This is a genomic window from Lachnotalea sp. AF33-28, assembly GCF_003477885.1.
Taxonomy (GTDB): Bacteria; Bacillota; Clostridia; order Lachnospirales; family Lachnospiraceae; genus AF33-28.
The window spans coordinates 112,591-133,763 of the sequence record NZ_QUEE01000008.1 but is presented as its reverse complement, the minus strand read 5'-3'; the positions used below and the strand labels follow the sequence as shown (position 1 = coordinate 133,763).

The 21,173-nt window shown below is 43.8% G+C and carries 23 protein-coding genes, 1 tRNA gene and 3 pseudogenes; 5 read left to right on the top strand and 22 right to left on the bottom strand.

What is annotated here, in order from left to right; genetic code table 11:
* Positions 1-121: 121 nt before the first annotated feature.
* Together DWZ56_RS23805 and DWZ56_RS12700 are read right to left on the bottom strand one after the other, a co-directional pair.
* The gene (locus DWZ56_RS23805; protein WP_442911445.1) at positions 122-280 is read right to left on the bottom strand and encodes a nitroreductase family protein; all 159 of its coding nucleotides are present in this window, start codon (positions 278-280) and stop codon (positions 122-124) included.
* 229 nt (positions 281-509) lie between these two features.
* Positions 510-1,973, bottom strand: a complete 1,464-nt coding sequence (locus DWZ56_RS12700; RefSeq protein WP_118557002.1) for a GntR family transcriptional regulator — start codon at positions 1,971-1,973, stop codon at positions 510-512.
* Positions 1,974-2,131: 158 nt separating this feature from the next.
* Here DWZ56_RS12700 and DWZ56_RS23650 point away from each other — a divergent pair.
* From DWZ56_RS23650 to DWZ56_RS12685, 3 genes and pseudogenes are all read left to right on the top strand, one after another.
* Positions 2,132-3,162 (top strand): annotated as a pseudogene (locus DWZ56_RS23650) (diguanylate cyclase).
* Between the two features lie 18 nt (positions 3,163-3,180).
* Positions 3,181-3,543, top strand: coding sequence for an Hpt domain-containing protein (locus DWZ56_RS12690; RefSeq protein ID WP_118557001.1), 363 nt, complete (start codon positions 3,181-3,183; stop codon positions 3,541-3,543).
* A 5-nt stretch (positions 3,544-3,548) separates the two neighbouring features.
* Positions 3,549-6,113, top strand: coding sequence for a hybrid sensor histidine kinase/response regulator (locus DWZ56_RS12685; protein ID WP_118557000.1), 2,565 nt, complete (start codon positions 3,549-3,551; stop codon positions 6,111-6,113).
* Positions 6,114-6,350: 237 nt separating this feature from the next.
* On the opposite strand, the gene DWZ56_RS12680 is transcribed toward DWZ56_RS12685, so the two are convergent.
* The 12 genes and pseudogenes from DWZ56_RS12680 to DWZ56_RS12615 form a co-directional block, all read right to left on the bottom strand.
* Positions 6,351-6,602 carry a hypothetical protein gene (locus tag DWZ56_RS12680; protein WP_118556999.1) on the bottom strand — a complete coding sequence of 84 codons (252 nt, stop codon included), beginning with the start codon at positions 6,600-6,602 and terminating at the stop codon, positions 6,351-6,353.
* Between the two features lie 20 nt (positions 6,603-6,622).
* Positions 6,623-7,039 (bottom strand): hypothetical protein, encoded by a 417-nt coding sequence (locus DWZ56_RS12675; RefSeq protein WP_118556998.1) that lies wholly within the window; start codon positions 7,037-7,039, stop codon positions 6,623-6,625.
* Positions 7,040-7,103: 64 nt separating this feature from the next.
* A complete protein-coding gene (locus tag DWZ56_RS12670; RefSeq protein ID WP_118556997.1) occupies positions 7,104-7,514 on the bottom strand; it encodes a hypothetical protein in 411 nt (136 codons plus the stop codon).
* 519 nt (positions 7,515-8,033) lie between these two features.
* Positions 8,034-8,873 (bottom strand): tyrosine-type recombinase/integrase, encoded by an 840-nt coding sequence (locus tag DWZ56_RS12665; protein WP_118556996.1) that lies wholly within the window; start codon positions 8,871-8,873, stop codon positions 8,034-8,036.
* Positions 8,874-9,164: 291 nt separating this feature from the next.
* Positions 9,165-9,320 carry a helix-turn-helix domain-containing protein gene (locus DWZ56_RS12660; RefSeq protein WP_243095239.1) on the bottom strand — a complete coding sequence of 52 codons (156 nt, stop codon included), beginning with the start codon at positions 9,318-9,320 and terminating at the stop codon, positions 9,165-9,167.
* Positions 9,269-9,433 (bottom strand): DUF3781 domain-containing protein, encoded by a 165-nt coding sequence (locus DWZ56_RS23455; protein WP_330424883.1) that lies wholly within the window; start codon positions 9,431-9,433, stop codon positions 9,269-9,271. Before DWZ56_RS23455 ends, DWZ56_RS12660 begins: the two co-directional genes overlap by 52 nt.
* A gap of 121 nt (positions 9,434-9,554) precedes the next feature.
* A pseudogene (locus DWZ56_RS23800) lies at positions 9,555-9,685 on the bottom strand (CD3072 family TudS-related putative desulfidase); the annotation flags it as partial.
* An 11-nt stretch (positions 9,686-9,696) separates the two neighbouring features.
* Positions 9,697-10,302: a hypothetical protein gene (locus DWZ56_RS12645; RefSeq protein WP_118556994.1), complete on the bottom strand. Its 606-nt coding sequence runs from the start codon at positions 10,300-10,302 to the stop codon at positions 9,697-9,699.
* Between the two features lie 213 nt (positions 10,303-10,515).
* Positions 10,516-10,812 (bottom strand): hypothetical protein, encoded by a 297-nt coding sequence (locus tag DWZ56_RS12640; protein WP_243095238.1) that lies wholly within the window; start codon positions 10,810-10,812, stop codon positions 10,516-10,518.
* A 133-nt stretch (positions 10,813-10,945) separates the two neighbouring features.
* Positions 10,946-11,408, bottom strand: a pseudogene (locus DWZ56_RS12630) (VOC family protein).
* A 97-nt stretch (positions 11,409-11,505) separates the two neighbouring features.
* A complete protein-coding gene (locus DWZ56_RS12625) occupies positions 11,506-12,267 on the bottom strand; it encodes an MBL fold metallo-hydrolase (RefSeq protein WP_118556993.1) in 762 nt (253 codons plus the stop codon).
* Between the two features lie 301 nt (positions 12,268-12,568).
* Complete coding sequence (locus DWZ56_RS12615; protein ID WP_118556992.1) at positions 12,569-13,117, bottom strand: DUF3795 domain-containing protein; 549 nt, start codon at positions 13,115-13,117, stop codon at positions 12,569-12,571.
* 591 nt (positions 13,118-13,708) lie between these two features.
* On the opposite strand from DWZ56_RS12615, the gene DWZ56_RS12605 reads away from it, so the two are divergent.
* Entirely contained in the window at positions 13,709-14,023 is a 315-nt protein-coding gene (locus tag DWZ56_RS12605) for a helix-turn-helix domain-containing protein (protein ID WP_023042646.1), read from the top strand.
* Positions 14,024-14,054: 31 nt separating this feature from the next.
* Here DWZ56_RS12605 and DWZ56_RS23645 read toward each other — a convergent pair whose 3' ends face one another.
* From DWZ56_RS23645 to DWZ56_RS12565, 8 genes are all read right to left on the bottom strand, one after another.
* Entirely contained in the window at positions 14,055-14,270 is a 216-nt protein-coding gene (locus DWZ56_RS23645) for a DUF6462 family protein (protein ID WP_243095237.1), read from the bottom strand.
* A gap of 214 nt (positions 14,271-14,484) precedes the next feature.
* Positions 14,485-14,574 (bottom strand) — tRNA-Ser (locus DWZ56_RS12595).
* Positions 14,575-14,624: 50 nt separating this feature from the next.
* Complete coding sequence (locus DWZ56_RS12590) at positions 14,625-15,071, bottom strand: hypothetical protein (RefSeq protein ID WP_118556991.1); 447 nt, start codon at positions 15,069-15,071, stop codon at positions 14,625-14,627.
* A 3-nt stretch (positions 15,072-15,074) separates the two neighbouring features.
* Complete coding sequence (locus DWZ56_RS23160; RefSeq protein WP_118556990.1) at positions 15,075-16,241, bottom strand: N-acetylmuramoyl-L-alanine amidase; 1,167 nt, start codon at positions 16,239-16,241, stop codon at positions 15,075-15,077.
* A 64-nt stretch (positions 16,242-16,305) separates the two neighbouring features.
* On the bottom strand, positions 16,306-17,388 hold the full coding sequence (gene mnmA / locus DWZ56_RS12580; protein ID WP_279220291.1) for a tRNA 2-thiouridine(34) synthase MnmA: 1,083 nt from the start codon (positions 17,386-17,388) through the stop codon (positions 16,306-16,308).
* Between the two features lie 2 nt (positions 17,389-17,390).
* Entirely contained in the window at positions 17,391-17,828 is a 438-nt protein-coding gene (gene nifU, locus DWZ56_RS12575) for a Fe-S cluster assembly scaffold protein NifU (RefSeq protein ID WP_118556989.1), read from the bottom strand.
* Between the two features lie 89 nt (positions 17,829-17,917).
* Positions 17,918-19,108: a cysteine desulfurase NifS gene (gene nifS, locus DWZ56_RS12570; RefSeq protein WP_118556988.1), complete on the bottom strand. Its 1,191-nt coding sequence runs from the start codon at positions 19,106-19,108 to the stop codon at positions 17,918-17,920.
* Positions 19,109-19,112: 4 nt separating this feature from the next.
* Positions 19,113-19,532, bottom strand: coding sequence for an RrF2 family transcriptional regulator (locus DWZ56_RS12565; RefSeq protein ID WP_118556987.1), 420 nt, complete (start codon positions 19,530-19,532; stop codon positions 19,113-19,115).
* A gap of 104 nt (positions 19,533-19,636) precedes the next feature.
* Here DWZ56_RS12565 and DWZ56_RS12560 point away from each other — a divergent pair, with 104 nt between their 5' ends.
* The gene (locus DWZ56_RS12560; protein WP_118556986.1) at positions 19,637-21,160 is read left to right on the top strand and encodes a putative polysaccharide biosynthesis protein; all 1,524 of its coding nucleotides are present in this window, start codon (positions 19,637-19,639) and stop codon (positions 21,158-21,160) included.
* Positions 21,161-21,173: the final 13 nt, after the last annotated feature.

Genomic DNA, 21,173 nt, shown 5'->3' with positions numbered 1-21,173 from the left:
AGAAATGTTTCGTACACAGGGGCTTTAGGCAGTGATATCCTGGGATGACGCCCCTGTTTGCAATCATCAAAATATAAAATTACTCCTCACTGCCATAACCGGCTGTGAGGAGTTTTATGTTTTATGCCCATTCAAAATTTTCTTTACCTGCGCCAACTTCAAAATGATATTTTCCAATGCCAAGGTCAATGCCAGCAAAATGACCGCTGTCACAGGTGATGGCTACCTTGTTACCATCACCCTTGACCATATATGCCCGTTTGTTCAAAGCGGCAGGCACGTAAAGCAGAGCATCAACGCCATCAATAAGCCATTGGGCGTCATGCCACTGGGTGCAGGAATACGCGTAGGAAAAAGAAAGATTTAAGAACAGAGCCGCTAAAGCGACACTGTGGGTTTAGCGCTTTGTTCACACAAAAGGAAACGCCGGGAGCAGTATCAAGAGTGTGATGCAGTTCATTCATTTTACCCTTGACACTGCTTTCCGGCTTTTGCTATGTCCTTGTTAACTAGTATTTTTCCGGCACCCGAATATTAGCTACATTACGAAACTTATATTTTTCTATCATATTCTTCTTCATACGACTCAAATTGTAACGGTAACAATCTGCTATGCCATCCGCAAAGGAGTCTACATTCCCTTCCCTTAACTGCTGAAATGCAATAATGACTTGCTTGTTGAGATATGAAATTGTACGTTTCTTGGACGGATAATAAGCAAAATGATGCCCCCATTCAAGAAGATGATTGGTTTCAGATAATATAACATAGAAAGGTTCTAACGTGGTATGTTTCATTATGGTTTTCAAAATATCTGCTAAATAAATAGAGCCAGGAGAAGTAAATCTGTTTGCTAACTCTTCCAGTTCTGCTTTCGTAAACTGCGGAGCTGCAACTAAAGCTGCTGGACGAATAATCAATACCATTAGTTGTAAGGCATGAAGGTAACGCAAAGATTTTTCTACATACCCGGTATTAAGCGCCAACTGATGAAGTTTAGTATCATCCGGTTCTATAACTATAGTGCCTTTACCATTTAGCGTCTTTACGAAACCTCTCTGTTCGAGTTCTGACAAAGCTTTTCTGACCGTTGATATAGAGACATCATACTGGCTAGCCAGTTGCTTTTCATATGGAAGAAATATTCCCATAGGGTATTTACCAAGACCGATTTTAAGATTTATGTCATCAACAATTTTTGAGTAATAATAATCCTGACCACGCATGGGATTCCACGAAAACCTCAAACCAGTTTGCGAAGGACATTTTGGTGTTGTCTCTGACAGGTAATTTAACGTATTTTCAATAGAATCCGTAAGTTTTTGGTACATATTTGATAACTGATTGTACTTTGTGAGTGGATCATCGCCTTTTAATACATCAATAATAACACCGGTTACAGATGCAGATCCCGGAAAAAAGTGGTTGGAGAAATAGGGACAATCTTTAGTAAAAAATGCCAGCTTATTATAAAGGCAAAATGTAGAATATAGTTCGCTGAATAAAGAATTCCCACCGATTCTTAATACATCATGCCCTAATTTAGAGGAAGGACGCCATCCATCGGCGGTATGTCCTAAACGCAATGCTTTCACAGCCTGTTTATAGTGAGGCAGTACCTCCACATCACACCCCTGCAAAGCAAAAACCCAAAGTGAAGGAAGTATTAGAGCAAAAGTTTGATATACCTGTAAAATGCTTTTCTTTTGTTTTAAAACCTCAAAAACAGCGTTTGATGTATTAAAAGCCTCTTTTGTTGAAACAACAATCGGTACAAGGCGAGGCTGAATATCAATCAATCCTTCCTCCCTCAACATGTCAAAAACGCGGTTAATCGTATATCTGCTAACATGGAATTGTTCGCAATACATCCTTGAAGATGGCAAGGCATTTCCTTGAGGTATCTGCCCATCCAAAATGCTCTGCTTAATTTCGTTATATACAAATGAAAATTTTGTTTCTTGTGGTTTCATAACTCATCTCCTATTTGTGTGATTATATCATGATGCGCTCATTTTGTCAGTAAAAAAGATAAAACCTATTTGTACACCTTACCAATATAGATATTGCCAGCTTGTAGAAATAACAGATATAATAAAACCGTAAAAATATAAGAAAGAGTTTAAGAACCATGGAAAAACAAAAAATTTTAATTGTAGACGATTCAGAAATGAATCGTGCTCTTTTAGTGGATATTTTAGAAGATCAATATGATATTGTTGAGGCTGAGAACGGTGTAGAAGCAATTTCCCTTCTTTCAAAGCAAAGAATAGATTTCTCCCTTCTGCTTCTGGACATTATGATGCCTAAAATGGATGGATTTGAAGTATTAGCCTACATAAACAAATACCACTGGAATGACACCTTCGCTGTTATTATGATATCTGCCGATGATTCTCCAGCTAATATAAAGCGTGCCTATGACTTGGGGGCTTTCGACTACATTAGCCGTCCCTTTGATTCGGCTATTGTCCAACGTCGAATTTCTAATACGATGTTTTTATATGCACGCCAGCAGTGTCTTGAAAAAATTATCGCAGAACAATTTCAGGAGCAGGAAAAGAATAATAAGCTGATGATCTCAATCCTATCTCATATTGTGGAATTCCGTAATGGAGAGAGCGGCATGAAAAATATACCTTCCTGTCCCGCAAACAACGTCATTTGCAATTATTATATATTGATTCGCTAACTAGAGTCTATAACCGGCGCTATTATGACGAGCATTTTCGAGGTGCAGATGATGTTCAGGCAATGGTTGTAATAGACATGGATAATTTTAAGCATATCAATGATAAATATGGTCATGACGTTGGCGATATTGTGTTGCAAAACATTGCACAAACTATCTTATCATGTGTACGAAAAACAGATGCTGTGATCCGATATGGCGGCGATGAATTTGTAATTATCTTTTTTAATATACCTGCCGATATATTTGAAAAAAAACTGGAGAAGATCCGATTCTCTATCGATTGTATAACTATTGACGATTATCCCGAACTGCATATGTCTGTAAGCATAGGCGGAGCATATGGAATAGGAACTCCAAAAAAGCTCTTTAAGCTTGCGGATAATATGATGTATCAATCAAAAAACACAAAGAACAAAGTGAGCATATGTTTTCTGGACGAAAAAGAGTGTATCACAGACAATGTTTAAAAAGGAGGAATCTCGATTATGAATCTAAAAGATTGTTATATAAAATTGGGCGGTGATTTTAATGAAGTTTTGGGTAGACTGCGGCGTGAACAAATCATTCAAAAATTTATATATAAGTTTCTGGACGATAAAAGTTTTCTCTTGTTTGAAGCGTCTATGGAAAATAAAGACTATGTTGAGGCTCTTAGAGCCATTCATACACTCAAAGGAATTTGTCAAAATCTTTCTTTTACCAGACTGTTTGAAAGTAGTAGTCTGGTAACAAAAGCATTAAAAGAAGACGATTGGAATAAGGCTCTCGATATGATGCCGCAATTATCAAAGGACTATTATGAAACAATTGATGTTATTGTAGATTTTAAGAGCACCCAGGGGGAATAACGTCAATGGGAAACAATAAAAAGAAGAATTTTACAACGCGTTTTCTAATATGCAGTTTCATTGGGCTTTTGGTCTTTAGTATTATCATTTTCAGTCTGCTCGGGGTCTATATGAGTCGGAAAAGTAAAAATACCGTTTATGAAATTGGGAATATTTATATGTCTGGAATGAATGAACAGATGTCCAGACACTTTGAAACTGTGATTAAGCTGCGTTTTGATCAGGTTAGCGGTATTATTTCTGTTGTCTCAACAGATAGCAATGATAGGGCGAATCTATATGAGGAACTCATTTACAGGACACAGGTTAGGGGATTTGACTATTTAGCACTTTGTTCTGCCGATGGAAATTTTCAGACGCTTTATGGACAGGCAATTCGACCACTTAATCCAGAGCCTTTTGTAGAAGCACTATCAAAGGGGGAACAAAGAGTCGCTGTAGGCATTGATTCTGCTGGAAATGAAGTGGTATTGTTTGGCGCTGACGCTGATTATCCAATGCACAATGGCGACAAAAGCACTGGTTTGATCGCGGCCGTTCCTCTGGAGTACATAACTGATTTCCTTTCCTTAGAGGATGAAGATTCGTTGATGTATTATCATATTATCAGGCCAGATGGTAGTTTTGTAATACAGAACTCCAACACTGAGCTATGGTACTTTTTTGAACAACTCCAAAAACAGCTTGATTCTACAGTAAATGAGTTATCTGTAGAAAATTCCATTAAAGAGTTTGGTGTTGCACTAAAAAATCATGAAGAATTTGCCACAACATGTGAAGTAAATGGTGAGGAACGGCAAATATACGGTATATCATTACCCTATTCTGAGTGGTATTTAGTATCGGTAATGCCTTATGGGATATTGGATGATGCAATAAACAATCTAAGCAGCCAGCGTATGTTCATGACATTATTGTCCTGTGCTTCTATTTTGATCATTCTGACTTTGATTTTTCTTCGGTATTTCTCCATAACCCGTTCTCAGGTGCATGAATTGGAGGAGGCCCGGCAGGCGGCTCTTGAAGCGAACAAAGCCAAAAGTGAATTTTTAGCAAATATGAGCCATGATATTCGTACACCTATGAATGCAATCGTAGGCATGACCGCGATTGCCACTGCCCACATAGATGATCGGAAACAGGTACAGAATTGTCTTAGAAAAATTACATTATCCAGTAAACATCTATTAGGCCTGATCAATGATGTTTTAGATATGTCTAAAATTGAAAGTGGAAAATTAACTTTAACAACAGAACAAATTTCATTAAAGGAAGTTGTTGAAGGAATCGTTAATATTATGCAGCCACAGGTTAAGGCAAAAAAGCAAATCTTTGACATACATGTTGAAAATATCCTAACAGAAGATGTGTGGTGCGACGGTGTCCGCTTAAATCAGGTTTTGCTAAATCTCTTGTCAAATGCAACGAAGTATACACCTGAGGGCGGTTCGATACAATTATCCCTTTCTGAAGAAAAATCTCCGAAAGGCGAAAACTATGTCCGAATTCATATCAAGGTCAAAGATAACGGAATTGGTATGTCACCAGACTTTCTTAAAAAAATATACGAATCCTATAGCCGTGCGGATGGAGCCAGAATACATAAAACTGAAGGTGCCGGTTTGGGAATGGCGATTACTAAGTACATTGTGGACACTATGGAAGGAACCATCGATATACAAAGTGAGCCTGATAAGGGTACCGAATTTCTTCTTACGTTTGATTTTGAAAAAGCGGTTGCACTGGAAATGGATATGGTTCTCCCCCCTTGGAATATGCTGGTGGTTGATGATGACGAATTGTTATGTAAGACAGCCATTGGGGCACTAAAATCCATTGGAATAAAAGCTGAATGGACATTAAGCGGAGAAAAGGCGATAGAACTGGTAATTCAACACCATAAAAAGAGAGATGATTATCAAATCATTCTATTAGATTGGAAACTGCCAGGCATGAATGGGATTCAGGTTGCAAAAGAAATCCGACGTAATTTGGGCGATGAAGTACCGATTCTGCTGATTTCTGCATACGACTGGAGTGAATTTGAAGCGGAGGCTCGTGAAGCGGGTATTAGTGGTTTTATCTCCAAGCCCCTTTTTAAATCCACGCTGTATCATGCTTTGCGCCAGTATATGACCATTGAAACGGAACACGACCAGTCATCGAACCAAACGATTGATCTATCCGGTCGCCGTATCCTGCTTGCCGAGGATAATGAACTAAACTGGGAGGTTGCGAAAGAATTGCTATCTGATTTGGGCGTGGAACTGGATTGGGCAGAGGATGGCCAGATATGTCTGGACAAGTTTCAAAATTCACCTGAGGGATATTACGATGCCATTCTTATGGATATACGGATGCCACATATGACAGGATATGAGGCTACAAAGGCAATTCGGGGAATAAATCACCCAGATGCTTTATCTATCCCAATTATTGCTATGAGTGCGGATGCTTTTTCTGATGACATACAGCATTGCCTGGAGTGCGGTATGAATGCCCATATAGCAAAGCCGATTGATGTTACAGAATTGGCCCGCTTATTAAAAAGATATTTAGCAGAAATCTAACCCTAACAGGGGCTGTCACACTAATCAATTAGTGCAACAGCCCCTTGCTTATTCATTTTTTTGCCACATAATTTCCTCTATTTATTTTAGGTGAACACCCGCTGGGGGTGCGTGATCAGAAGGGCAAGAATATCAAATTCATAAAACGCTTAGGTTTCTATATATTGGCCTGTTTTCGGAAATGCTGTTTATGGTGATGATAACATACATACCCGGTTTCCCTGGAGAATATATAATTTATAAGGTTCCTTTTTTCATAACATATTCTGCAAGATACTTTTCCGCCTCGTCTGATGAGAAAAAATCATGTTGCTCTCCGGTTATATATCGAACAGCATCATTCCATTCTTTCACGCTGAAAGTATCAGGGGGCAGCTCTCTCAGTGCATGATGTACAGCCAAAAAGTTGTTTACCCGATGTAGATCAGACAAATACATGCAGCCTGCTTTTGCAGACAAGTAATCCAATAATTCCATTGATTCCACCAAATGTGTTACCTCCTGCTTGTTCAAATCAGATATACGGTAATACGGTAAAGAAGTTCTTGTGCGTTGGCTTCTAATCCATACTGTACAGAGTTCGGCATATCCCGCATCAGGCCGTTATACAGGGTCTCCCCTTTTTCAGGCAGCTCAATTTTTATGTGTAATACTTCTGCCAGGACTTCATAACCGGGGCGAATATCCGCATGATAATAAAGGGTGATGGCCTTTTGATGGGAAACCTGAATATTAAAATCCTTTGATACAGAATCTCCCGGAAACATATTCTCCACAAAAAAAGGCACATTTTTGCTGGCATCAGCCCCCAGCAGTTTTACGCCTTCACTGCCCGAATCAGCTGCGAAAGCTGTGGTGGTCATTCCAATCAGGAGTATTATCGACACCAGCAGGCCGCTGATTCGTTTCATCACTTTGTTTTTCATACGGTACTCTCCAATCTATCTGCAAAGCTGCATTGCAGGTACTCATGCAGCAGGCTCATGAGCTCTAAGCCGCTGCGAAAAACAACATCCCATTTTCCAGCCCGAAGGCTCGTCTGCCGCGAAGCTCGTACTTACCTAAGTCCTTAAACGCTCTTATCCTTGCAGATTCATCCATTTCTATAAAAGGCGCAGCATCTTTTTTACCCTTTCCCGATGGATTCAATGTCCGACGTATCAGGAAAGGCTGGGGATAATTATTATACTTCGGCGCCTTTGGCGTCCGCGGAGACCCCGGCGGCAAAATCTGATCGCGCTTCTTGACAGAAAAGACGCTGAAATCCTGGCCAAAATCCACGCTATGGCCATTCTCAAACTCGCAACAGAGATAATTGAGAAGTGCATTTACTACGAAGGGCACGTTTTCCCCATCCTGCCCAGTTGCTTCACAGCAAAATTTTACGGCTTCCTGTTGCACTCATCTCACCTCGTTATAATTGAACAGAACAAAAGACTCGTCATCCAACAACCAGCGGGGAAAATTAACTCTCTTACATCGGCTGCCATACGTTTTGCATTAAGGCCCTTAGCTTTGCGAATTCCATCTTTCGATGGGGTTGCATTTGAGTTTTTCATATAAAGTTTGGTTTCATACCTGCATCCCTTACAGGCAAAGCACATAATTTACATTATGTAGTGAACTTGCTGTCTGCATTAGAAATACATATATGATATAACCTAAATTATATCACCTAAGCTTATAAAAATCAAGCGATTTTCGCAAACAAAAAATGTTCCCTAAAACTTAATAAGTAGCATTAGTTCTTATAAAGGCAGCAAAAGTACGCCCTCCATGCTTTTTTGAAAAAATAGCCGAGAGCGTGCTTTCGTGCGCCTTTTTTACTGTAACTCCCATTCATCATATTCCATTTGCAACGATTCTTGATGTGGGTTCACTACATAATGTAAATTATGTAGTGTTTTTTTGACTTTACCGCTAGACTACAAGTCCCAGCCGTTCAATTTTTCGGCGGTGTTCTATACCTGTGGTCATGATATAGATTCGGGTGGTTTCTATATTACTGTGACCAAGGATGTCCGCAAGCTTAGCAATATCCTTCTCAATTCCATAAAAAGTCCTGGCAAAAAGTTTGCGTAAATTATGAGGAAACACCTTGCTGGCTTTTACATTAGCCACCTGGCACAGTTTTTTCATTTCAGACCATATATTACTTCGATTCATAGGTTTTCCGTTTTTGGTACGGAAAATCACGCCGCTTTGTATGCCGGATTTATGAGTAAAGACAAGCAGCTTCTTTTTTAAACTTCCTGGAACGAGAATGGTTCGTGTCTTTCCTTTGCAGGAAATCACAACCTCACCTTGTTGTACTGCCTCCACGGTAAAATATTGAAGTTCCGATACTCGTATGCCGCAACTACAGATCGTTTGTAGCAGTAGACAGAGCCGTGGGTTGTTCCGTGCTGCTTCTACCAACCTGAAATACTCCGCTTTGGTTAACTCCTTTTCCTCTGCAGAATAGATACAGCGCTGTGTTCTTAAAGTTTTTACGCGGCACTCGGCGCAGTTCAAAAAACCGAGTAAGTTATTGATGGACGCCAGCATGGAATTGATACTGCGCACAGCGTAACCCTTTTCTACAAGCCCTTGCTTGTATTTCATTACCCTTTCTTTCGTAATTGACTGACCTGCCAAAAAAAGATAAAAAGCATGTGTATCGCGGATATACTTTTCCACTGTCGCCGCACTTTTTTCTTCTTGGCACAAGTGTTCCCGAAAGCATTCTATATCTGCTTTGAATAATTTTCTATTTCTCATATCTACTACCTCCGTAAACTGTAAATAAATTTCTGCTTATATATTTCACCGTTATTTTATCCAATTTACAATTTAACAGTCATAAAAAATGATAGGAACATGCGGAGGTTCAGATATTGTTTACTTATTTTAAAAACAGAGAAGCAAATGATAGCATTTATGTAGGTGCAAAAAGAAAGAGATGGATTTTACTCCATCTCTATGTATCCGATTCCTGCTTTCTGTCAAGCGAAAAAAAAGAATCACGAATAAAGCAAGGCTACATGGAAAAAGGCATCCTTGTGGTCTTTGCTATGGTACTTCAAATTTATAAACGACGCTGACAACATTTTTGATATATTCCAGGCCATCCGGTGTTATCTTCAATTTCTTCCGCAGATTGCTCACATGGTTGCTTACCGCATTGCGTGAGTAACAGGCAGCATCCTCATCCCAGACCAGCTCCATGATTCAACAGAAGATATCATATTTCTGCACCAATCAACAACATGATCGGTATCCAAAGCAAGGTTTCTCTTGCTTCTTACTACACCCAATTCGGTCGTATGTAGCTTATCCATATGATTCAGTAATTCGTTGTTCTGCATATTTTTCACCCCACAAACCGGAATATCCAGACCAAACCACTTTTTTATCGTTGTTTCAATCTGGTCTGTAAGGCTCCCTATATTCTCTTCATCAACGTATGCGTGTATTCTCTACCACTACCGGGCTATCAGCGCCATGAATATTCCCCCTATCAAGTCCTAAATTTTGATTTAAAAGCAATGTGCAACAAAAACAACCTTTTTACTTCTTCCATCATTGAACATAGTATAATTTCTTACTTTTCGATTGAAATAAACGGAGGAAAGGTATCGGAGCTATCGTTACGCCGCATAGTTTTTGAGTCCACATCAAAACACTTGCCGTTGTATTCATAGTGTAGCTTATTAGCTTTAACATAAAAACGATGTTCCGATTGAAATGCAACGGGCTTAAAATTCCCTTCTTGTATCGGCTGATCCCGATACAAGACCTGATCTTCCGATAACTTCAGCACATCATTTTCAAGACGCACATCATAAATTCCACTTACGATAGCCTCTGCTGCCACATTTTTCCCTGAAGCTGAAATGAAACGAAAACAGCCAGTCAAACTATTCGTACTTTTTCGCTTCGCCAGTTCAAATCGGAACAGGGATACACCACTGAAATCTTTTCGCAATTTTTCCCGTTCTCCATCCTTTCCCATGAGCCATATCTTCTCATTAGATACAATAAACATATCCAACTGAAATCCGCTCTGAGAATATTTTAGATTAGAGAAAGATATTTGATCTGAGTAAGCGCCCTGTAACGCACCATTTTCAAGTTCGTAAACTAATTCCTTTGTAAACAGCGTTTTGCCATCCACATTCGCTTCAATGAAGTTGATGACTTCTTTCATTAGCACCCGACCATCCTTTCAATTTGAAATACACCTTTTCCACCAAGAACGCATAAAAGCAACTTAAAATTTTCAAACCCCACAACTTCTGACTTTCTTTCCCGCTCAGCTATATAGCAGCTTTTCTAAATACTCGCCAACCGCTGTGAGATGCCCGTCCAGCTCCCTGTTGTGTTACTTACCGACAAACCCATATTTTCTAATTTGTGCCAATTATACATCAAAATCATATTCTACCGGAAAGAAAATGCCTTCACTTTCAGCGATAGTTTCCTCGTCATCTTTCTGAATTTTATATGATAAATGACCATCCTCAACCACAATTTCTGCATGAATAATATCTCCGGCTTCAACAACCAAATCTTGAGTGTCGGTAGTATTAAATGCTGTATATTCCATAATTAGTTGAGTGTCGTTTCCTGTTCTGCTTCCATCAAAGTCTGATGAACAAGCAGACAATGATATAATAAGTAACATAGCACTAAAAAAAGTTGTGATCTTTTTCATCATTGCATCTCCTAACTCCTGATCACCCTTCGTTCAACAATTTTTACAATTTTCCTACAAACTGTCCGATATGCAAACCATCTACAAAAGAATGATGTGCCTGCACAGAAATTTCAATTTATTTGTCTACTGCAAATTAACTATTCAGAAGTTTTGTTAAGTCATCAACGGAAACGTCCATCTTCACAGACTTCTTCCATAGTCATTCCAGAAGCAAGGAACCGCTTTACTACCATCTGCATATCCTCTCCAACCTCTATGAGATGCCCATCCAGATCGTAGAACCGGATCACACGTTGCCCCCAGCTATGTTCGATAACTTCTCCCAAATATTCGATGTCCGAGTATGCTTTCAGCTTATTCAGGAAACCGTCAAAATCCTGTTCCTCAAAGACGATTTCCGCGTTATTGGATTTCTTCAATACCTTTTCTTTTGGTATACTTACCAGCCCGTCAAAATCCTGCTGTAATGCCAGACCACAGGTAAAAGCGATATTCTTTCCGTAATCCTGATAGACCTCTAGCCCGAACAGTTCCTCATAAAACTTTCTTGCGGCGCTGATGTCCGCTACCGATATAACTGTACATACATACTTCATATAAATGCCCCTTTCAAGCCTCTTTCGCTGTTCTTTCGTTCTGATAAAGCCTTTTGTTTAGCACACAACTAAATTAAATTATACTGCTTCCTTCTCTTTATAGCCATACTGCCCAATCTCCATAGTCAAATGTACCGCTGCCGTGATGTAATTTACCATCTTCCCGAAGCTCCCTGAACGCATTTCTCATTCTGCTTAAAATCTCCGGCTGAATATCCAAACTATGATGCGCAGGAAAAACCTTTTTGACCGGAAGCTCCGAAATCTTTTCAAGAGAAGCAAGGTATGCGTCTGGGTCTGTTGACGGATAATAGGCAAATAAAGTGTCCTTGTAAACCAAGTCTCCGGTAAACAGATAACCTCTGTCTGATTCCCAGAAACACATATGCCCCGGAGCATGGCCCGGGGTATGCAATACCTGTATATTCCGTCCACCTAATTCAATATTCTCTCCATCCTCCAGTACCTTTGTTGGCGTCCCTTGGAAAAACTCATAAGTGCCTGTATCGTAACCGTCTGGTAAATCGCAGCGGTCTGCCACCATCTCTCTGATTGTTTCTATTGTCAGCGGAAACTCACCGTTCAGCCAGCTCAATTCTTCCGCATGGGCATAAAAGTCCGGAAAATACTTATGGCCGCCAATATGATCCCAATGAATATGGGTGGCAACGGCCGTAACAGGCTTATTTGTCAGCTTCATTACTTCATCATAAATATTGCAGATTCCCAGACCCGTATCAATCAATAAGCTGCGGCTGGAGCCATTTAACAGATAGCAATGCGTCTCCTCCCAATGCCGGTATTCGCTGATAATATATGTACCTTCATCAATCTGATCAATCGTGAACCATATTTCCATTTGCAAGCATACCTCCAATGGCCCTTTCCGGATAATGCTGATTCCGATAATCCAGAACCAGATTGAGCAGCAAACCGCTGTCCTTGCCTCCGGAAAAAGAGACATAAATATGATCAAACTCCTCAAAGAGAAAATGCATTCATGCTAAAAACGCATCATAAACATTCATATGCAGATACTCTCTTACCAAAAATACACCTCTCTTCTTCTGTCCTTTCCAAGAACCGGATATATTTAGATGAACTCATTTCGGTCCTCTATTTTTCCTCATTCCTTAATGAGCAATAGCTGTATCCAATTCTCACTTTTTCTTTCGAAGTTTCAAGTCAATATTATTTTTTGCTGCCGCCGCCTTCAGCAGCCATGCGGCAAAAGTGCTTTTTTCTTTGAGCGCCAGCGTTTCCAAATCAGCTCTGTCCTCAATTTGCCTGAGTACCGCCTGCAGGTCTTGCAGATCCAAAAGAGATACTGCTGTACAAAACAGTGTCTTTTTGCGCCCGTCATTAAAATCGGACAGGAGAATGTCCAGTATTTTTGTCTTTTCCATCTGCTCCGCATTATAAGCTTCTATTCCCAACTGCCGGGCCCTCTCCATATCAGATTTTCGGCCCTGGTGTGTCATAAAGGAATCAAAGTCATCCATATGCTCGTATTTTGGACAAGGGTATTCATCGCACTGAAAGCAGTATTCCACACCATTATGCTCCATGCTGCATCTTGCAATTTTACAGGACTGATTTCCCTCGCCGCCCCCGCAGCCGGGGCAATATTTATTCAAAAACATAGGGCAAAGCCCGCAGTTCAATCCGCAAAGAGAAAATAATTGATTTTGTCGGTTAAATCCTTTCATGGTATTGGCGCCTCCTCCGGTTTCTGGTTTGTATTTTTCATCAAGTAATTTTTTAATTCTCCTACCGTTTCAAAGATATAATCCCGGCGTTTCCGGCCTCAGACACATCTGAGACCGCATCCCCTATATAGAGACATTGCGCAGGAATCTGATTCCTCGTTAATTTTGCGTATCACTCTGCATGGATTTCCGACCGCCACACAATTATGTTTATAAAGTTGTTTATTTTTCTAAGCATTTTCTTCGCCCCTACCCAATCATCCATCTTTGATTTCAATAGGCATCAGTTACCAGCGAAATCTATGCGGCTCCACTTTTTTATACATTATTGCGTCCAAGATTTATCCTTTTTTTCTCCAAGTTTAGTCCTACCGGAATTTCACGCAATTCTTTATAAAAGCGGTATCCCTGTGTCCGGTAACACAACAGGTTTTAACTTTCATCTGATATCTCCAGTCGATAGTTATATTTTTTCGCCTAATCTAATTATAATAGATTTATTTCTTCAAGTCAATTTAAACACCCCTTTCAAATCTGCGAATAATACACACGTGCAAAGTACAATCTACTATAGAATGGGAGGTGAAGGCGATGTATGAAGATTTTGTCCCGGAACGGCTGGCAAAACTGAGAGCACAAAAAGGTGTATCCGCACGCGACATGTCATTGTCGTTGGGTCAAGCAAACAACTACATCAATAACATTGAAAATAAAAAGTCACTTCCGGCCATGCAGTCCTTCTTTTACATCTGTGAATATTTAGGTGTAACGCCGCAGGAATTCTTTGATGAAGGAAACCTTTATCCGACAGCCCTGCAGGAGTTTATCGAAGAGGGAAAGAAACTGGATCCCAAGTCGATGGCTTATCTCCTCGGCATTATGAAGGAACTAAACAGTAAGAAGTAAAGTAGCCACACGCAGGTTGGCTGCTTTTTTCTTATTTTATCCTCCTGTGAAGCCAACGTACTCGGCTCATGAAACTTTCCAGATATTCATCAAAAATATCCCGGTTACTCAGAACGGTTCCATCCATTTGATATATGGCTGCTATACCAGCGAGTTCCAACAGTTTCTTGTGCGTAATGCTATAGACAATTTCCGCTATACAGGAAGAACTGCCTGCGCAGTCTCTTTGCACTTTCTCGCAAATCATTTCGTTTTTTCAAATCATTATAGGCTTTTGTCCTGTCACTAATAATAAATTAAATCCTCCATTTGTTGTTCGACAGAGAGTTGCACCAAACGAAAAAAAGAGAACTCTTCCCCACCATGCGCGGGAAGTTTACAGCAACTGTGAATAGTAATAACAAAACACCTATTGATGTCCAAACCTTGAAAAGTCCAGATGTCAATAGGTGTTTTAAAGACGGAGAAGGTGGGATTTGAACCCACGCGCCGGTTTCAGCCGACCTACCGCATTTCGAGTGCGGACCCTTCAACCACTTGGGCACTTCTCCATAATGGCCGCCATCCTGCGGCCACGTTCATTACTATATCATAATTTTCTCTATGCTTCAACCACTTTTTCTCTGTCGCGGTTGGATTCTATGATCTGATGCACCGCTTCTTCCGTATAAGAAAGCAGCCTGCCAAACTTTTGCGCGATCTTTAGTCTGGCTTCACCGCAATACTGGCCGGAATTATTAAGCTGCACCTTTTCTTTCTTCAGATCCAGATAACTGCGAAGCGTCTCTTCCCTGTCATAATAGAGGATCAGATATTTACCCTTTGTATCCGATACCGGAAAGAGGTCTGTGACCAGAAGATCATCCTCCGCGTACATATGCGTATGGTACTTCCGGCAGATCTCTTCCGAGAACCTAAGGTAGAGATCCCGCTCTTCTTTCGTATCCGCCGGATGGCTCAAAGCCAGCCGCTTAATGCCCGCATGAATCACTTCGTTAAAGCAGTCGATCACTCCGCAGCGGTAGGAATATAAATCAATTGTATGCATAATTCACCTTCCAAAATAACTGTCCAGCCCGTCCGCTATACCGGTTACCATTTTCGCCTGGTAATCGGAGGAGGACAGCAAATTATCTTCTGTTTCGTTCGTCATATAGCCCATCTCCACAATGGTCACAGGAACCTTGCACCAGTTAATTCCGCTCATGGTATCGGTCTCCCAGACTCCGTTGTTTTTCGCCCCGGTGGCATCGGCAGCGCTGTTAACCACAGCATCGGACAGCGCCCGGCTATCCTCATAGATGCCGCCGCAGTAAGGATTGTTCTGTGTGGGCGATATGGTCATGATTCCGTTTTTGTCCGCGTTCTCAGAGCCGTTGGCATGAATGCGCACAAATGCACCGGCGTCCCAGTCATTCGCAATATCCGCTCTCTCTGCATTGCTGATATTAACATCATTGCTCTCTCTGACCATCACCACCTGATAACCTCTGCGTAACAGTTCATCCTTAAGCGCCAGAGATACCTCCAGTGTCAGCTCGTACTCCGCCTTACCGGTAAATCTTCCGGAAGTGCCGTAAGAAACCTTTTTCTTAGTCTCACCGGCGCCCGGCCCCACCGGTTCCTGGTCATTATTTCCCCTGCGCTGGTGCCCCGCGTCTATGCACACCAAAGGACCAGTGCCGTCACCGTAATAGTTGCCGATCCCATCCTTCTGTACGGAAGGGGCTTCACTTGATAAATACTCTGCAGAGACGTAACACTCCCTGTCCTCATACCTGATTAAGCTCCAGTCGCCCTGATAGCCGATGCGCTCCACCGCAGTGCCGCGCGGCAGCTTTCCCACCACTTCATAATCGACGGAAGGACCGCTTCTGACATTGAGCTTAGCGGTCACATAGAGGACCTCCGGATCCACATACGTGGGGGGATCCAGCTGCGGCATTGTCTCCGTTTCCTGCAGCGTCTCCCGGGCGCTCTGCGCCCCATCTGCAGTTTCCTCAATGCTTACGTTTTCCTGCATATCGGTTCCGGCGTTTTCCGTCTTCTGCGGCGCTGCCGTCGAATACTCACTCTGATCCGGCGCGGTGTCCTGCGTCCCCGTTTCTATGTATGCCGTCTTCGCGCTGCATCCGCCGGCCAGCATGGCGATACAGAGCAGCACGGCGGTGATCAGAATGCCCTTTCGTATTTTTCTTTTCTGCCTGTCTCTCGTCATTGTTTCTCCCTCTTCCTTTGATAATCCAGCCGGCACACCAGGGCATATCTTAAATTATGATCCGTCAGAGGATTGTCCCTCCACCCAGCACAATATCTCCGCTGTAAAATACGACCGCCTGCCCCGGGGTCGCAGCTCTGACCGGTCTGACAAAGCTGCATTTGATTCTGCCCTCTCCGGCCGGCTCCAGATAACATTCTTCCCCTTTATGGCTGTAGCGGATTTTAGCGGTCACTTTTGTCCGCAGTGCCGTCAGGTCTGGCTCTCCCATCGCGTTGAGCTGATCGCAGTACAGTGTATCCGTAAATACGTCCTCTGCCTCTCCGATCACCACTTCATTCGTCTCCGGGCGGATCTCCGTAACAAATACAGGCCGTCCCATGGACAGATTTAATCCTTTTCTCTGGCCCACCGTATAGTTGGTGATCCCGCGGTGCCTGCCCAGATAATTGCCATCCCGGTCCACAAAATCCCCTTCTACGGGCACCGATCCGGCTTCCCGACGGATAAACGCGGCATAATCGTGATCCGGGATAAAGCAGATCTCCTGGCTGTCCGGTTTCGACGCAGTCTTTAAGCCGATCTCCTCCGCCATCTTGCGGATCTCTTCCTTTGTATATTCACCCACCGGCATCAATGTGTGCGCCAGCTGCTGCTGTGTCAGGTTATACAGCGCATAGGTCTGATCCTTTGCGGCGGTCACAGACTTCTGCAGCGCATATCTGCCGTTTGCAAGCCTCACAATGCGGGCATAATGGCCGGTGGCTATATAATCCGCTCCGATGTCCAGGCTTCTTTTCAGCAGAGCCTCCCACTTCACATAACGGTTGCAGGCTATACAGGGATTCGGTGTCCTGCCGTGCAGATATTCATCCACAAAATAATCGATTACCTTCTCTTTAAATTCATCTTTGAAGTTCATCACATAATAGGGAATCCCGAGCTGCCCCGCCACCCGTCTGGCATCGTCAATCGCCGAAAGGCCGCAGCAGCCGCCTTCCTCCTCTTTTCTTAGTTCCTCACCGTCCTCCCAGGTTTTCATGGTCACACCGATCACATCATAACCCTGTCGGAGCAGAAGATATGCGGCCACGGAGGAATCCACTCCCCCGGACATTCCCACCACCACTTTTTTTCTGCCGTCCACCTTTAATACTCCTCTTCTACCTCTTCTTCACCGATATCGGTCTTGGGCTTTACAAGGCCATCGATCTCAATTCCGTTTTTCTGTGCATAATCCCACAGAGCGGCATGAATTGCTTCCTCAGCTAAAAGAGAGCAGTGCACCTTGACCGGCGGCAGTCCGTCCAGCGCTTCACATACAGCCTTATTCGTCACGTCCATGGCCTCCTGTATGCTCTTTCCCTTCACCATTTCCGTAGCCATGCTGCTGGTTGCCACCGCAGCCCCGCATCCAAAGGTTTTAAACTTCACATCACGGATGATCTGGTTCTCATCGATGTCCAGATAGATCCTCATGATATCGCCGCATTTGGCATTGCCCACGGTACCCATGCCGCTGGCGTTCTCTATCTCCCCCACATTTCTGGGATGTTCAAAATGATCCATTACTTTTGCACTATACATAAATAAATCCTCCGATTCTTTTTATCATAATCCGCGGCTTTTTGCCGCAGCTGGTATCTGACCGTACTTTTCAGGCAGTCCGCCTGTACTTACCGTACATCCTTCTGCTTTTTAATAAAATCCTCATACAGCGGGGACATGCTGCGCAGATGGGATACAATTTCCTTCAGGCAGTCCACCGTGGTGTCAATCTCTTCCTTCGTCGTCTCATCACCCAGAGTCAGCCTTAAGGAGCCGTGAGCAATTTCGTGAGGCAGTCCGATGGCCAGCAGCACATGGGACGGATCCAGGGATCCGGATGTGCAGGCGGATCCGCTGGATGCACAGATGCCCTTCATATCCAGCATAATTAACAGAGATTCCCCTTCAATGAAGCGGAAACAGAAATTAGTGTTGCCAGGCAGCCGCTTTGTGGGATGCCCGTTATATTTCGTATAGGGGATCTCCTCTGTCACCCGTTTTACCAGATAATCGCGCAGTTCCTCCACTCTGCGGCGGTCCTCCTCCTGATTGGCAAGAGCCAGCTCCACCGCCTTTTTGATTCCCGCTATGGACGGCACATTCTGCGTGCCGGCGCGGCGCTTTCTCTCCTGTGAGCCGCCATGCATGAAGTTGCGGATCTTAACGCCGGTGCGTATATAGAGGAAACCGATGCCCTTGGGTCCTCCGAATTTGTGGGCGCTGGCGCTTAACATATCAATGTTCATCTCATCCACATCGATCGGCACATGGGCAAAAGCCTGTACCGCATCCGTATGAAAAAGGATCCCGTGCTCCCTGGCCACTTCACCGATTTCCTTCACCGGCTCTATCGTTCCGATCTCGTTGTTGGCGAACATGATCGAAATCAGGATCGTATCCTTGCGGATCGCCCGTTTCAGTTCATCGATGGAGATCCTGCCGTATTCGTCCACATCCAGATAGGTCACTTCACAGCCGTTTTTCTCCAGATATTCGCAGGTATGCAGCACGGCATGGTGCTCAATCCTGCTGGTGATGATGTGATTCCCCTTTGCTCTGTATGCTTCTGCTGCCGCCTTGATCGCCCAGTTATCGGACTCCGTGCCGCCTGAGGTGAAATATATCTCCTCCGGCTTTGCGCCCAGCGCATTGGCTACGGTCTCCCGCGCTTCCTGGATCACGGTTCTATTATTGGCTCCAAAGGAATACACGGAAGCGGCGTTGCCGAACTGTTCGGTAAAATAAGGAAGCATCGCTTCCACCACTTCTTTTTTTGTGCGGGTTGTGGCCGCATTGTCCAGATAGATCATTTTATCCATATTCCTACTCCTTCTCCTTCAGGTCCATCAGTTCGCTTAAGTATATATGGTTTACAGTGTCCTGAATATTATCGTTTATTTTTTTCCAGACATATTTGGTAGTGCAGGTATCTGCATTCTGACAGCTTTTATCCTCATTAAACCCGGCGCAGTCCACCGGATTTAAATCACCTTCCAGCACCATCAGGACTTCACCCACGGATATGCAGGACGGCGGCTTCGCCAAGCGGTAGCCTCCGCATACACCGCGCACGCTGTCCACCAGACCGGCTTTCTTCAGCTTTCCTATTAGTTGTTCCAAATATCCGTCGGATATATTCTGTCTTTTCGCGATGCTGTTTATGGAAATCGGCCCATCGGCGCTGTGCACAGCCAAATCCACCATGGCTCTTAATCCGTATCGTCCTTTCGTAGACAGCTTCAATTCCTCACCTCACAATTCCTACTATTTCACTAGGTGTTTCGAATATATCATAAATAAGAATCTCTGTCAATATATTATAATAATTACTTTCATTAGGAGATGCTATGCGCAAACGGAATCCTCTGGTCATCGGCGCCTTAATCCTCACCGTTTCCGGGCTGCTGACACGCTTTATCGGATTTTTTTACCGAATCTTCCTAACCAGGGTGATCGGGGCGGAGGGAATGGGGATCTATCAGCTGATCTTCCCCGTATACGGTATCTTCTTCTCCCTGTGCTGCGGTCCCATACAGACTGCGATCTCCCGTTATGTTGCCGCTGAAACCGCTAAAAAAGAAAAAAACGCGGGCCGCAATTTCTTCTATGCAGGGCTCTTATTATCCCTGTCTCTTTCTTTTCTGTGCGCCGCATTTTTATACCGATTCTCCGATTTGATCGCCGTCCATATGCTGATGGAACCCCGGGCCGCGGCCGCCCTGCAGCTGATCTCGCTGTCCATACCGGTCAACGCCATCCATTCCTGCATCGTGGGCTACTATTATGGGCATAAGAAGACCGGCATCCCCGCATTCTCACAGCTGGCGGAGCAGATCGTCCGTGTCATCGCTGTGTGGCTCATGGCCAATGTTATGATCTCCCAGGGAAAAACGCTGACAGTAACCTTTGCGGTGGCCGGCATGGTGTTGGGAGAAGTGGTCTCCGCGCTGGTAACGGTAATCGCGGCATTTATCACATTTTCCTCCGGCCATGATACAGAGGCTAAACCCAAGCTTCATCTGTGCTCCAACATGAAAAAAATACTGTATCTGGCGATACCGCTGACCGCAAACCGGATGGTATTAAGCGTGCTTCAGAGCGCGGAAGCCATCATGATCCCCAGCCGCCTGCAGAAATTCGGCATGGCAAATGCGGATGCGTTAAGCGTATACGGCGTGCTCACCGGCATGGCCCTGCCCTTCATCCTTTTTCCGTCCACACTGACCAATTCCATCTCCGTCATGCTGCTGCCGGATGTGGCACAGTCCCAATCTGCCAACGACGGAGGCAAAATCAGCAGGGTGACCAGCCTCACCATGGGTTACTGCCTCTATATCGGCATTCTCTGTACCGGTATCTTCGTAAATTACGGGCAGGATATGGGCGAACTGATCTTCAACAACTCCACGGCGGGCACCTATATCATGACTCTAGCCTGGCTGTGCCCCTTTCTCTATCTGGCCACCACGGTGGGCAGCGTGATCAACGGGCTGGGCAAGACCGGTATCACCTTTGTACAGAATGTGATCGGGCTTAGCGTACGGCTCATCTTCGTTCTGCTGCTGATTCCCAAATACGGAATCATCGCATACCTCTGGGGCATGTTAGTCAGTGAGCTGGTCGTAGCATTTTTACATATCCATTCACTTAAAAAAAGGGTGAAGCTGTACTTCAGCGCGCTCTATCAGATCGTGCGCCCGGTGCTGGCGCTTTGCGCGGCCATCTGGATCACCCGAACGTTCTCCGGATTCGTGCCTTCTTCGATCCCCGCATATATCGTGCTGGCGGGCAGCTGCCTGCTCATCGCGCTGATCTATGTGGCCGTTTTATTTGTTACGCGCAGAGAAAGAGAGCCGGCTGCTGATCGATGACAGTGATCGGTCG